15 protein-coding genes and 1 riboswitch are annotated in these 13,670 nt (G+C 50.0%); all 15 genes read left to right on the top strand.

Annotation, left to right across the window (positions count from 1 at the left end):
* Nucleotides 1-13: 13 nt before the first annotated feature.
* The 15 genes from LA360_RS11695 to LA360_RS11625 all read left to right on the top strand — a co-directional run bounded on the left by LA360_RS11695 (nt 14) and on the right by LA360_RS11625 (nt 13,271).
* Entirely contained in the window at nt 14-1,018 is a 1,005-nt protein-coding gene (locus LA360_RS11695) for a LacI family DNA-binding transcriptional regulator (protein WP_022203339.1), read from the top strand.
* Nucleotides 1,019-1,279: 261 nt separating this feature from the next.
* Complete coding sequence (locus LA360_RS11690) at nt 1,280-1,420, top strand: hypothetical protein (RefSeq protein ID WP_022203340.1); 141 nt, start codon at nt 1,280-1,282, stop codon at nt 1,418-1,420.
* A gap of 146 nt (nt 1,421-1,566) precedes the next feature.
* The gene (locus LA360_RS11685; RefSeq protein ID WP_022203341.1) at nt 1,567-1,791 is read left to right on the top strand and encodes a hypothetical protein; all 225 of its coding nucleotides are present in this window, start codon (nt 1,567-1,569) and stop codon (nt 1,789-1,791) included.
* Nucleotides 1,792-1,988: 197 nt separating this feature from the next.
* Nucleotides 1,989-2,477 (top strand): hypothetical protein, encoded by a 489-nt coding sequence (locus LA360_RS11680; RefSeq protein WP_138262448.1) that lies wholly within the window; start codon nt 1,989-1,991, stop codon nt 2,475-2,477.
* 124 nt (nt 2,478-2,601) lie between these two features.
* Complete coding sequence (locus tag LA360_RS11675; protein WP_022203344.1) at nt 2,602-4,086, top strand: AAA family ATPase; 1,485 nt, start codon at nt 2,602-2,604, stop codon at nt 4,084-4,086.
* A 129-nt stretch (nt 4,087-4,215) separates the two neighbouring features.
* Nucleotides 4,216-4,755, top strand: a complete 540-nt coding sequence (locus LA360_RS11670; protein ID WP_022203345.1) for a methylated-DNA--[protein]-cysteine S-methyltransferase — start codon at nt 4,216-4,218, stop codon at nt 4,753-4,755.
* A 488-nt stretch (nt 4,756-5,243) separates the two neighbouring features.
* Nucleotides 5,244-5,408: a hypothetical protein gene (locus tag LA360_RS11665; RefSeq protein ID WP_022203346.1), complete on the top strand. Its 165-nt coding sequence runs from the start codon at nt 5,244-5,246 to the stop codon at nt 5,406-5,408.
* 135 nt (nt 5,409-5,543) lie between these two features.
* On the top strand, nt 5,544-5,822 hold the full coding sequence (locus LA360_RS11660) for a type II toxin-antitoxin system HicB family antitoxin (RefSeq protein WP_022203347.1): 279 nt from the start codon (nt 5,544-5,546) through the stop codon (nt 5,820-5,822).
* 41 nt (nt 5,823-5,863) lie between these two features.
* Nucleotides 5,864-6,070: riboswitch (cobalamin riboswitch) on the top strand.
* Nucleotides 6,071-6,371: 301 nt separating this feature from the next.
* A complete protein-coding gene (locus tag LA360_RS11655; RefSeq protein WP_022203348.1) occupies nt 6,372-7,430 on the top strand; it encodes a sirohydrochlorin cobaltochelatase in 1,059 nt (352 codons plus the stop codon).
* Nucleotides 7,431-7,461: 31 nt separating this feature from the next.
* Entirely contained in the window at nt 7,462-8,487 is a 1,026-nt protein-coding gene (locus tag LA360_RS11650; RefSeq protein WP_089774563.1) for a hypothetical protein, read from the top strand.
* Nucleotides 8,484-9,743, top strand: coding sequence for an ABC transporter substrate-binding protein (locus LA360_RS11645; RefSeq protein ID WP_089774540.1), 1,260 nt, complete (start codon nt 8,484-8,486; stop codon nt 9,741-9,743). The genes LA360_RS11650 and LA360_RS11645 overlap by 4 nt, the downstream gene beginning before the upstream one ends.
* A gap of 79 nt (nt 9,744-9,822) precedes the next feature.
* Nucleotides 9,823-10,842, top strand: coding sequence for a FecCD family ABC transporter permease (locus LA360_RS11640; RefSeq protein WP_022203351.1), 1,020 nt, complete (start codon nt 9,823-9,825; stop codon nt 10,840-10,842).
* A 65-nt stretch (nt 10,843-10,907) separates the two neighbouring features.
* Nucleotides 10,908-12,011, top strand: coding sequence for an ABC transporter ATP-binding protein (locus tag LA360_RS11635; protein WP_022203352.1), 1,104 nt, complete (start codon nt 10,908-10,910; stop codon nt 12,009-12,011).
* A 221-nt stretch (nt 12,012-12,232) separates the two neighbouring features.
* Nucleotides 12,233-12,415, top strand: a complete 183-nt coding sequence (locus LA360_RS11630) for a LacI family DNA-binding transcriptional regulator (RefSeq protein ID WP_138262450.1) — start codon at nt 12,233-12,235, stop codon at nt 12,413-12,415.
* Nucleotides 12,416-12,509: 94 nt separating this feature from the next.
* Nucleotides 12,510-13,271: a LacI family DNA-binding transcriptional regulator gene (locus LA360_RS11625; protein ID WP_138262451.1), complete on the top strand. Its 762-nt coding sequence runs from the start codon at nt 12,510-12,512 to the stop codon at nt 13,269-13,271.
* Nucleotides 13,272-13,670 lie beyond the last annotated feature (399 nt).

Below are 13,670 nucleotides of genomic sequence, written 5' to 3'. Positions count from 1 at the left end.
GGTGGAGGTCAGAATGAAGAAGTTGACAATTAATGAGATTGCTGAACGGGCGGGTGTTTCAAAGACAACGGTGTCCTTCTATCTCAACGGCAAGATTAATAAGATGTCTGAGGAGACCAAACAGAGAATACAGCATATTATTGATGAGACCGGATATGAGCCAAGTGCTGCGGCCAGAGCCATGAAGGCCAAGAGCAGCGGCGTGGTGGGGGTCATACTGGCGGACACGTCGGAGGGATACTGCGCCAGGGCCCTCAAAGGAATTGAGGAGGCTGCCAGCGCCCTGGAATACCAGATTGTGGTGGGAAACAGCGGTCTGGCCTTCCAGCACGAGAAGGATTACGTGGAACGCATGCTCAGGCTGGGAGTTGACGGTTTTATAGTCCAGTCCACCTACCGTTTCGGCATGCTGGCCTCAGACCTGGAAAAAAAGAAAAAGCCCATCGTATATCTGGATGCCAAGCCCTATGATTTCAAGGGACGGTATGTGAAAAGCAACAATTATGACTGCGTGTACCAGGTGATTTCGGAATGCATCAGGAAGGGATATGAGAAATTTCTCATGATTTCAGACGGTGATTCCAACATCAGCGCAGGTTTTGAGAATACCCAGGGATATAAGGATGCCATACAGGACGCCCGGAAGGAGGGTGCCACCCAGTACCTGCAGGAGGGCGTAAAGTCCGACCAGGTCTACGAAATGCTGAAGGACCAGATAAGCCTGGATAAAAAGACGCTGATTTATGTTGCCAGTCCGGGACTTTTGCAGGTGGTGTACCAGGCGATCCGCAGGTACCCGGACTATATGAGGCTGTTTCCGGACACACTGGGCCTGATCGGATTTGACGCAGAGGGATGGACCCGGATGACTACCCCGGCCATATCTGCCATCATCACGCCCGCTTATCAGGAAGGGGTCAGAGCCATGGAAGAGCTGGCTGACATCCTGGACGGTAAGAAAACAGATGGGGAAGTGGTATTTAAGAATATAGTCAAGTGGAGGGAAACCACCCTTTGACATTTTAATGTAATATGAGTCTGTGAAATGACGATGTCCGTGTGCCGGGACATCTGATTGGATGATATGGGAGCCGGTATAAGGAAACTTATTTTGGCTCCTGTTTTTTGGAACATATATTATTTTGCGGAGTCCCTCTTCATTGCGCGGCAGCAGGAATCATGATATGCTTTAACACACGGATAAAGACCGGAAAAGAGGAAATGAGAAAGGCAGTATTACACAGAGCTATTAAAAAAGACATTTGACCTGGAATTACCAATGGCGCAGCTGCTGGAAGTACCCAAGATGACGGTACTGGACGATGAAGGGACTCTTGCAGGACTTCCTAAGACAGGAGACCAGAATCAAAGGATGGTGCAGGTTTTGATATGTGATATTATATTTTGTGGATTGATGTAAAATCAACAGGAATCCAAAGTTTGGAAAATGCAATCAATCTCGGGATGGAAAGAAGTATGCAGATATGGTACAATATAGATTATATGAGGTAACTGGGTCGAATGATAAAGTTGACTTATTCACGCCTGGTTGGAGGAATTGGGAATATGGTTAAAAACTATACGATAAAAGATCATCTGGTTTCAGAAGCTGATTTTAGAGAGTTATCGGGCAAAGCGTCATTGAACGAGAATGACGGGATGATATATATATTACCAGAGTTTACTGATGGAAAAGATATTATAAATGAATTTGCGTTTGATTTAAACAGGTTCGCCAAAAGCGAGGACATTCCTTGTACCATGGTATATGATAAAGATAATTTTGAATAGTTGGCATCAAGGGATTTTGATATTTTGCTACCCTTTATAATCAGTCTGTCAGCGTCCGCCTGTTATGATTTGATGAAGTACTTTGTTAAGAAATATTTTTCTGATAAGAAAAAAGTGAATGTGAGAATGATTATAAAAAAGAAAAAAGATACAAGCTATCGTAAAATTCAGATATCGGGAGACGCAGAAGGGGTAATTTGTGCGCTGGATATTTTGAAAGAAGAAGAGAAGGAAATATAGAACGTTTGAATTGTTTTTACGTAGAGATGGCCCATTATGTCAGCGAAATTGACTGCAGGGAATGTGCTGAAAGGCATTCAATATATAAAGATTGTATTTGGAATTCGTTTATAACTGCGGCCTCCTATGAAGCTTTTAAAGGGAGGAACCGTTTTGTAAAGGTAATTGACTGGCTTGAGGATTTGCATGAATTTTCAAACAAAGATATCAGCGATATGAACAGAGAGATTTCGAATCAATTAAAAACTGTTATGCAGGAGCGTTTGCTTCCGTTATGCAGAGAGCATAATATGTATGTGGCCAGCAAGAAAGTAGCAAGATCAGAGTCAGCATATGCTGATGTGAAAAGCGAGATTTATGAGAGTTACAGGGAGGAGTTTGACCAGGATATAGATAAAACGTATTTTGATTCTGCTGTTAATATGCTCTTAGCTGAGAGAAGATAGTAAGGTCAGCAGAGGAAGCCGCCTGGATGCTTCCGGAAAGGATAACATGGGGAAAACATAAAGGAAAATCCCCAATCCCTCTGTTGACACAAAAATAAGATGTACATAATTAGGGAGGATTATCATGCCGGTATTTGATTTCAGCGATACACCCAAAAAGGAAGAGGAGCCCCAGTGCACCTATACGGTATACTGCTCCGGCGAGGCGGCTGCCTCCCCGGAGAAGCCCATGCTTGTTCTGGATAACAGCAGCCGGGACTGGAAGCACCATTCCTGCGGCGTATTTACAAATCAGGCCAAACGGACGGCCTTTGAATTCAAGGAGGAGGACGGGACCATCAGCGCTGATATCCTGCGGGTTGACGCACGCTTCATCAGTCTGCTGCGCTGGCTGGGAGAGAACCATATCAGTGTCCGCCTGTCCGGCCAGAACCGCGGGGACGGATACGCGGTCTATAAGATTCGGGAGGTGGCCTTTGGCGGCGGGACCAAGCTTTCCGCTGAAGACGGATTTCTCCAGTTTATGATTGACAGGCTGCTGGCAAGCAGCGCGCCGGAGACGGAACTGGCGGAAGAGGACCTGGAGGAAATCGGGGACGATATGAAGCTGACCAGTCTCCAGAGTCTTTCTGATTTTATGAACTGCGCCGGCAGAACGCTGCCTGACAACATACGAATCTGGGCCCGCCGGAATCTGGCGGTAGCCCGATCCCATGAAGTGACTCCGGAGGAGAGGCGCCATGCGCAGCGCGCCCTTTCCATTATGATGAACATACAGTGGAAGAACCACTATTTTGAGTCCATTGATCCAAGGGAGGCCCGGCGGATTCTGGATGAGGAGCTGTACGGTATGGAACGGGTCAAGCAGAGAATCATAGAGACCATCATACAGATTAACCGTACCCATACCCTTCCCGCATACGGCATGCTTCTGGTGGGTCCGGCAGGCACCGGAAAGTCACAGATTGCCTATGCGGTAGCCAGGATTTTAAAGCTTCCGTGGACGACCCTGGATATGAGCTCCATCAATGACCCGGAACAGCTCACCGGCAGTTCCCGTATCTATTCAAATGCCAAACCGGGCATCATTATGGAAGCCTTCTCCATGGCGGGAGAATCCAACCTTGTCTTTATTATCAACGAACTGGACAAGGCGTCAGCGGGAAAAGGCAACGGCAATCCCGCCGATGTGCTGCTGACCCTCTTAGACAATCTGGGATTTACGGACAATTACATAGAATGTATGATTCCCACCGGCGGCGTCTATCCCATTGCCACGGCAAACGATAAGAGCCAAATCAGTGCGCCCCTTATGTCGCGTTTTGCAGTGATTGATATTCCGGATTATACACCGGAGGAGAAGAAAATCATATTTTCCAGGTACGCCATGCCAAAGGTTTTAAGACGCATGGGACTGCACGAAAATGAATGTGTGGTGACTGAAGAGGCACTTGACGCGGTCATAGAAAAATACGCGGACACCACAGGAATCCGGGATTTGGAGCAGGCCGCAGAGCATATGGCTGCCAACGCCCTCTACCAGATAGAAGTGGAACACGTCCCAGCGGTGGTGTTTGACGGGAATACGGTGCGGGGGCTGCTGGGGTAGGGATTATTCCTGTTCCGGCGTGTATACAGGAAGCTTATTATAAAGACTGCCGGGTGTGTGACGGATACAGGAGCGGCAGCGCGTGGGAAGCGCTTCATGGATAAACAGGGAGAACAGAGAGGGAGTAATATGTATTATACGACAGATTATGCATCGCCGGTTGGCGGGATTAAGCTGGCTGCTGACGGTGAAAGACTGGTTGGGCTATGGCTGGAAGGACAGAAATATTTTGCCGGTACTGTAAAAGAAGAGATGACTGAGGACCGGGAACTTGGTATTTTTAAACATACGAAGGACTGGCTGGACCGCTATTTTGCAGGAAAGAAGCCGGTACCCTCAGAGCTTTTGCTGGCTCCTCCGGGCGGAGAATTCCGGCAGGGAGTGTGGGAAATCCTCTGTCAGATTCCTTACGGCCAGCTCACTACATACGGCGATATTGCAAAGAAAATGGCGGTGAGGATGAACAGGGAAACCATGTCTGCCCAGGCAGTGGGCGGAGCTGTGGGACACAATCCCATTTCCATCATCATCCCGTGCCACCGGGTAGTAGGCACAACCGGCAGTCTGACCGGATATGCCGGGGGCATTGATAAAAAGATATGGCTGCTGAAGCATGAAAGTGCGGATATGGAAGGCTTGTTCATGCCTAAGAGGGGGACGGCGCTTTAAGGATAAGGGTATGTCTTGGGAAAGGTTGTTCTGATTATCGCAACACAAATGGACCGGCAGTTTCCTGACGGCCCATCTAGTATGAGAAAAGTTGTATGAAAAGCATTACGCTTTATAAATTAAATATAGCATCAAGGTATGAATAAGATATGAACAGGAACGAATTTTTTTTGTATTTTATCAACTGTTTTGCCGACCATTTTGCCCATACTTTTCTGAACGGTTCATGACCAAAGCATGGATATGAATTATAATAGAATATACAGTCCTATAAAAAGGGATTGACAGCAAAAACAGGATATAGCATAAAGAAATGGAACAGACGCTGGCTGCCCTCGTGAATGTGGAGCAGCTTATAAAGGAGGCGGGAGGAGACAGGACGAATCTGCGGACGCGGAGGGCTGTGGAAGCTGGATTACAAAGCGCCGGCATTCAGTCCGGAGCTGATAGACCGAGATACATGGGGAATCTTCCGTTACAGGGCGTTCATGCCGCTGTCAGACGAGGGCTGGCAGGATATTACCCTTGGGGAGGGCATGACACCGGTCATCCGGTTCTCCGAGAATGTCCTGCGTAAGATGGACTATCGGATTCTGGAGGCCTGCCACACAGAAACGGGTGCGCTGCCGGAATCCCGGCGTGTCCGTCAGTGACATCATAGATGGTATGGGAAATGCAGAATATTCTACAAAAAATAACAGCTTCCCAATAACACTCCGAGATTGTGCAGAATCCAAATTCAGTATATAATAAGTATGCTTTATTATGAATATTGGAGGAAGAAAGAAATGACATTTACTTACCCGGCGGTATTTACGCCTCATAAAAACGATAAAGGCTACCATGTAACATTTCCGGATCTGCAGTGCTGCGAGGCAGACGGACCGGACCTGGAGGATGCGGTGGAGCATGCCAGAGAGGCGGCTTACAACTGGCTCTATCTGGAGATTGAGGAGAAAACTTTTGAGTTTCCTCCCCAGACCCATGTGGAGGATATCAGGCTGGAGGAAGGGGAGTTTCTGAAACAGATCATGGTGACAGTGAAGCTGCTTCCGGATAATGATTGATTTTATTGCCTTTTTTTACATTAAGTGGTAGGATAAATCATATCGAGTTAAGAACAACTGGTGCCGCTGTCTGTCGCTGGCAGACTGCGGGTAATAGGGAAACAGGTGGAAATCCTGTACGATCTCGTCACTGTAAGTAAGGAGCGCATGGTTCGTGTCAAGGACAGTCACTGATTCGTTTGAATTGGGAAGGCGGTCATGCGTGTTGATATACGAGTCAGGAAACCTGCCAGTTGTTGGTACAGGAATATATTTCCAGATCACGAGTAATTGGTTGTACCGATTTACGGTGTTTCGGCCGCGGATTTCTGACTCAGACGGTAACGGATTTTTACGCAGGGGAAGCTGTGCCCGGACGGAAGGGGATTCCTTCGGAGCATGGATACGCTGCGTATTACATATCTGCAGAAAAACACATATCTGCTGACATCTTCCGGAATACGCCTATGCGCGTGCAGACTGCCGTTTGGGATTCGTCAGATACAGGCGGCATATTCCTCTACCTTTCTTTGACCGATGGGGTTATATAAAACAAGGAGGAAAGAGAAGATGAAAATGAAAAAACTGGCAGTATTATTTGCGGCGGCAGCCCTGACAACGGTGACCGCGGCCGGCTGTTCCGGCGGACAGAAGGAAACAGCCGCAGAGACAACCAAGGAGACTGAGGCAGCGGCCACTGCTGAGGCAACAACAGCGGCAGAGACGGAAGCAGCGGAGACGACAGAAGAGGCCGCAGAAGCAGCTGCCGAGGCGGACGAGGAGAATTACGATACCGGGGATGCATCTAAGGATAATACCAGGAATCAGGATGAGATCGGTGAAAATGAACTTCTGGTAGTCAGCTTTGGTACCAGCTACAATGACAGCAGACGTCTGACCATTGGTGCCATTGAGGACGCTATTGAGAAGGCATTTCCTGACTTTGCCGTAAGAAGAGGATTTACCAGCCAGATTATTATTGACCACGTAAAATCCCGGGATGACGTTGCCATTGACAATGTGGGCGAGGCCCTTGACCGCGCGGAAAAGAACGGCGTCAGGAATCTTGTGATTCAGCCTACCCATCTGATGAACGGGCTTGAGTATACGGATTTGGTCAATGAGGTGGCGGAGTATTCGGATGCATTTGAGAAAGTGGCAATCGGAAAGCCGCTTCTCACCACAGATGATGATTTCAGGGCAGTGATGAAGGCCATCACAGAGGCAACTGCCCGGTATGATGACGGCGAGACAGCTATCTGCTTCATGGGACATGGCACTGAGGCAGATTCTAACCAGGTGTACGCAAAAATGCAGGACATGCTCACGGAGGAAGGCTATAGGAATTACTATGTGGGTACCGTGGAGGCGGCGCCAGGCCTGGATGACGTCCTGACAGCAGTGAAGGAAGGAAGCTACAAGAAGGTAGTACTGGAACCGCTGATGATCGTGGCAGGCGACCATGCTAACAACGACATGGCAGGAGACGAAGAGGGCTCCTGGAAGACCGCCTTTGAGGACGCAGGCTATGAAGTGACATGCCTTGTTAACGGACTGGGCGAGCTGGAAGCAATTAAACAGCTCTTTGTAGAACACGCTCAGGCAGCGGTTGACAGTCTGACAAAGTAAATCAGAAAGATAAATGGGCGGTCGGGGCAATTTGCTGATCGCCCTTTTGAAGGTGGGGAGATTGGAAATGAAATTCAGGAAAATGAACTTGGCTGCCCTGCTGCTTGTCGTGGGGCTGTCCGCCGGAACTCTTTCAGGCTGCGGAAAGGAGGCGCCGGCTGCCGCCGCTGCAGACATTGCCCGGGAAGCCGGTTCTCAGGCAGAGGATAGGCAGACAGGGGATAGGCAGACAGAGGATAGGCAGACAGGGGATGACCCGGCAGAGCGCGCCCGGGCAGGAGACACCGGAAGCCAGGAGACAGGCAGCCGGATGGATGTAGCGCAAGACGGAATGGTACCGGTTCTGGCAGATGCAATAAAAGATGGGGTCTATGGGATTAAGGTGGACTCCAGTTCCAGCATGTTCCAGATTACGGAGTGTGAACTTACGGTGCGGGATGGAGCCATGAGTGCAGTTATGACCATGAGCGGAACCGGGTATCTGAAACTGTATATGGGAACAGGCGCTGATGCAGAGCGGGCTCCTGATGCGGATTTTATTCCATTTGCGGAAAACGCGGATGGGAAACATACTTTCAAGGTACCGGTGGAAGCGCTGGACAAGGGGATTGACTGCAGTGCGTTCAGTAAGAAAAGGGAAAAATGGTATGACCGTGTGCTGGTATTCCGTGCCGACTCCCTTCCGGCAGAGGCGTTTGCAGACGGTAAGGTGGCTGCCGCGGAGAGCCTCAAGCTGGAGGATGGTTCCTATACAGTGGCAGTCAGGCTGGAGGGCGGTTCAGGCCGGGCATCTGTGGAGACGCCGGCTGCACTCCGGATTGAGGACGGCAAGGCTTTTGCAACCATTATCTGGAGCAGTTCAAACTATGATTATATGAAGGTCGGGGGCGAGAAGTTTGACCTGGTGAACACGGAAGGGAATTCTTCCTTTGAGATTCCGGTCAGCGCCTTTGACTGGAAGATGCAGGTCATAGCGGATACCATAGCCATGAGCGAGCCTCATGAGGTGGAATATACCCTGGTGTTTGATTCAACGACAATAAAAAGGGCTGAATGATGAGACGAAAAAAGATAGTGACGGCGGCTGCCGCCGCAGGAATTCTGATGGCGGTGATATGCGCAGGCTGTTCGCCGGGCGGGCGGGCTGAGACAGGACGGACGGCGGCGGGACAGACGGCGGCCGGGCAGACAACGGCCGGGCAGACAACGGCTGGGCAGACAACGGCCGGGCAGACGGCCTCGGATGAGGATCCGGAAGCTGCCCCGGAAAGCTGGAGCAGCAAAAAGATAACCAGGAGTATGGAACTTCTCTATGCGGACCAGTTTTCAGTGGATTATTACGATGGCGGCTACCCGATGATTACCATAAAGGACAGCGGCCGCTATCTGGTGGTGCCGGAAGGGAAAACAGAGCCCTCCGGTCTTCCGGGCGATGTGGCTGTCATAAAACAGCCGCTGAAGAATATTTATCTGGCGGCAACATCAGCAATGGACCTGTTCTGCAGTCTGGATGGAACGGACCGGATTACACTGTCCGGGACAGATGCTTCCGGTTGGTACATAGAGGAGGCCAGGTCAGCCCTGGAGGATGGCAGAATGCTTTATGCGGGCAAATACAACGCGCCGGATTATGAGCGGATATTGTCCATGTCCTGCGACCTGGCCATAGAATCCACCATGATTTATCATTCCCCGGAAGTAAAGGAACAGCTGGAACAGCTGGGGATACCGGTTCTGGTGGAGCGCTCCAGCTATGAGAGCCATCCCCTTGGCAGGATGGAGTGGCTGAAATTATATGCCGTGCTGCTGGGCCGGGAGGAACAGGCAGAGCGCTGTTTTGACGACCAGGTAAGGCAGCTGTTACCTGTGATGAACCAGGAGAATACCGGGAAGACAGCGGCATTTTTCTATATCAGCAGCAACGGCTATGTCAATGTGAGAAAGTCCGGGGATTATGTGGCCGAAATGATTGCCCTGGCCGGAGGAACCTATGTCCCGCAGGGACTTGCGGGAAATGAAAATGCATTGTCCACCATGAACATGCAGATGGAAAGCTTTTATGCCGCTGCCAGGGATGCGGATTACATTATTTACAACAGCACCATAGACGGGGAACTGGACAGCCTGGACCAGCTTTTGGATAAAAGCAGCCTCCTGGCTGACTTTAAGGCTGTGAAGGAGGGAAATGTGTGGTGCACGGAAAAAAGCCTGTTCCAGGAAACCATGGGGCCGGGGGATATGATTCTGGATATCCACCGGATACTGACAGAGAAGGAGCCGGAGGGATTAAGGTATATGCACCGGCTGCGCTAGGGGGGCGTCTGAAAACGCATTCCCGCCCGGCAAAGATACATGGCGGTCCCATGGGCTGCCGGAAAAAGGAGTTATGCCAATGCCAAAAGGTATCTACACAAAATACAGCATTTCATTTGCCCTTTTGGCAGCCATGATGTGCGTATTATTTATCTGGAACATTAATTCCGGCAGTGTGCATCTGTCCGTGGAGGAAATCGGTGAAATCCTGCTCAGGAGAACCGGGGAGGACACCTCATACCACATTGTGTGGGATATACGCCTTCCCCGGATTCTTTCGGCTGTGATACTGGGCGGAGCCTTATCCGTATCCGGTTTCCTGCTGCAGACGTTTTTCGCAAATCCCATCGCAGGGCCATTTGTGCTGGGGATTTCATCCGGCGCAAAACTGGTGGTTTCCCTTGTGATGATTGTCCTGCTGGGAAGGGGAATCTCCATCGGCTCGGCCGGGATGATTCTGGCTGCTTTTGCAGGCTCCATGATTTCCATGGGATTTGTGCTGATGATTTCCGGTAAGGTAAAGAAGATGTCCATGCTGGTTATCTGCGGTGTAATGATTAGCTATATCTGTTCCGCCATAACGGATTTTGTGGTGACATTTGCGGACGACGCCAACATTGTCAATCTTCACAACTGGTCCATGGGCAGCTTTTCAGGTACCTCATGGGAGTATGTAAGGGTCATGACAGCAGTGATTTTCCTGGCGCTGCTCCTTGTCTTTCTCATGGCAAAGCCCATTGGCGCTTACCAGATGGGAGAGGTCTATGCCCGGAACATGGGGGTGAACATCCTGCGGTTCAGGGTGGCCCTGATTCTGCTGTCCAGCATTCTTTCGGCCTGTGTGACTGCATTTGCCGGGCCCATATCCTTTGTGGGCATTGCGGTTCCGCACCTGGTGAAGAGCCTGTTTAAGACGGCAAAGCCCATACTCATGATTCCGGGCTGCTTCCTGGGCGGCGCTGTGTTCTGCCTGTTCTGCGATTTGGCGGCCAGGACGGTCTTTGCGCCCACAGAACTCAGCATCAGCTCCGTGACAGCTGTTTTCGGCGCGCCCATTGTCATCTATATGATGGTGCACAACCGTAAGAACATGCAGTGAGCGGGAAGGATGGGGACCGGGCAGCGGGAAAACAGAACAGCGGGAGAGACAGAGAGGCGGATTTCATGGAAGAAAATTACATATTGACTGAAAATATGACCGTGGGATACGGCGGTATACCTCTTATAAGGCAAATCGGGATTCATGTGAGACCAGGCGAAATTGTAACCCTGATTGGTCCAAACGGGGCTGGCAAATCCACCATTCTCCGAAGCGTAATCCGGCAGCTGGGGCTGTTGGAAGGGGCTGTATATCTGGATGGCACGCCCATGCAGCAGATGGGGGAGAGGGAGATTGCAAAGCGGATGTCCATTCTGATGACAGAACGGATTCACCCTGAACTTATGACCTGTGAGGATGTGGTCAGCACCGGCCGTTACCCGTATACCGGAAGAATGGGCATACTGACCGCAGAAGACAGAAAAAAGGTCAGGGAGGCCATGGAACTGGTTCACGCATGGGACCTGGCCCGGCGGGATTTTTCGGAGATAAGCGACGGGCAGAAGCAGCGCATCCTTCTGGCGCGGGCCGTGTGCCAGGAACCCAGGGCCATTGTGCTGGACGAACCCACTTCTTTCCTGGATATCCGGCATAAGCTGGAGCTTCTGACGATTCTCAAGGACCTGGTTCATGAGAAGAAGGTGGCAGTGCTTATGTCCCTTCATGAGTTGGACTTAGCGCAGAAATTATCGGATTATATTGTCTGCGTAAACGGGGAATACATTGAACGGTGCGGTACACCGGAAGAAATCTTTACATCCTCTTATATTACCAGTCTGTACGGAATTACGAAAGGCAGCTATCATGCCGAGCTGGGCTGCCTTGAGATGGAACCGGTGAGGGGAACGCCCCAGGTGTTCGTCATAGGCGGAAACGGAAGCGGAATCCCGGTGTATAGGAAGCTGCAGCGCATGGGAATTCCTTTTGCCGCAGGAATCCTCCACGAAAATGATATAGATTACCCCATTGCCGTGGCATTGGCTGCAAAGGTGATATCGGAAGCCCCCTTTGAACTGATTCGGGAGGAGACGTATGAGCGGGCAGCTGCGGTTATGGAGTCCTGCGGCCAGGTCATCTGCTGTCTGAAGGATTTCGGGACTGTAAATGAGAAGAACCGGAAACTGGCTGAGCTGGGCAGGGATAAGCCGGAACCGTGCGGGTTTTCCTGAAACAGGCTCCGGATTTCATTTACGGATGTAATGATTAGACGATATACTGATAAGGCAGGGACGGATATAAAGTTTGAAAAACCAATGGAGGAGCATCTGAAAGTATGGTATGATTCTACCAGAGCGTGTCTGGAAACTGCTTTTACGTCAGATGGCGGGAATGAATTTTCAGACACGCTCCGTAAAAAGTAAAATGTCAAAGCAGGACAGGTGAAGTTAGAATGATTACATTAAAGGAAATCGCAGCAGAGGCAGGCGTCAGTATGACCACTGTGTCGAATGTACTGCATGGAAAAGCAAAGAAGGTTTCTCCGGAAGTGGAAGAGAGAATAAAAAAAGCTTTTGGTCAAATACAACTATATCCCCAGATTCGGGCTGAATGCTCTGACCAACAAGGACTCTAAAATAATCAGTATTCTTGTCAATACGCCGGATTTCGTGGAGCGGACCCCTTACGAACGTCCCTTTTACGGAAATATCATTGGTGAGCTTGAAAGCATGCTGAGAAAAAGAGGGTATTATATCATGCTCTTTTCTTCCAAGAACATACCCGAAATTATGAAAATGACCATGGGATGGAATGTGGATGGAATCATATCCATCTCCATGCCGGCCAAATATTATAAGCAGATTGGCAAACAGACGGGAAAGCCCATTGTATCCATTGATATGAACGAATACGACCCGGCAAAGATAGCAGGATGCTTTAATGTGACCTCCAGGGATTATGAGGGGGGCAGACACATGATGGGGTATCTGCTGGACCAGGGAATTGAAAAGGTGGTGTACCTGACCAATACCAAGTCGGGAGCTGATTACTGCTGGTATCTGGGAGCGTCGGAGTTATACAGGGAGCGCCTGGGAGAAAACGCGGCCCTGGAGATACATATGCTGGGCAGGACCTATGACGAGAGGGCCATGGTTTACGATGAAATGCGCAGGCTGATTGGACGCAGGTCCGCACTGTTTTTTTCCACGGATTTCAATGCGGTGGAGGCCATCGGTTATCTGCAGCGCAGGCAGATTTCCATACCGGAGGATATCTCTGTGGCGGGATTTGACGATGATATATATGCAAGGCTCTGCAATCCAAGGCTTACATCCATGAGTGTGGATGTGAGCCGTAAGGCAGAGCTGGCGGTAAATATGCTCATGCGTCTTATAGATGGAGAAGAGGTGCGGGAGAGCGAGCCGAAAATTGATGCTGTCATAGCGGAGAGGGAAAGTGTTATGAAGGTGGAGGAGGGACTGGACTACTAAAGGGGCGGCAGGCCAAGGCGCGCTGTGCATATCCTTCTTATGAAAAATGTAAATACAATTGGAACCAGGAGAGGGGGAGCTTAAGCGTCCGGATTCCCAGGATGCCCGCTGCCCGCCTATTTGAGCTGGAAGTGGTACAAAGTTAAGATAAAAAAACAGGTATTTTCAGTTAATTGGAAATACCTGTTTTGTTTGCCCAGCATGGGCGTTTTCTAATGGGTGAAAGTCCCAAGTGCGCGTAGGCAACAACGAAGCACATAGCCGAACAGCAAGGGTGTCCGCCGTGAGACGGAATCTGAAAGAAGCTGTAAGCAAACCTCTGACCTGACGGACAGGAACCGCATATAAGGCTCGGAAATACGGATAAGGTGGCAAAAGGCACTGAAGTCCAAAAGGTTG

It is taken from the genome of Enterocloster clostridioformis (assembly GCF_020297485.1).
GTDB classification, from domain to species: domain Bacteria; phylum Bacillota; class Clostridia; order Lachnospirales; family Lachnospiraceae; genus Enterocloster; species Enterocloster clostridioformis.
This window is presented reverse-complemented; position numbering and strand designations above follow the sequence as displayed.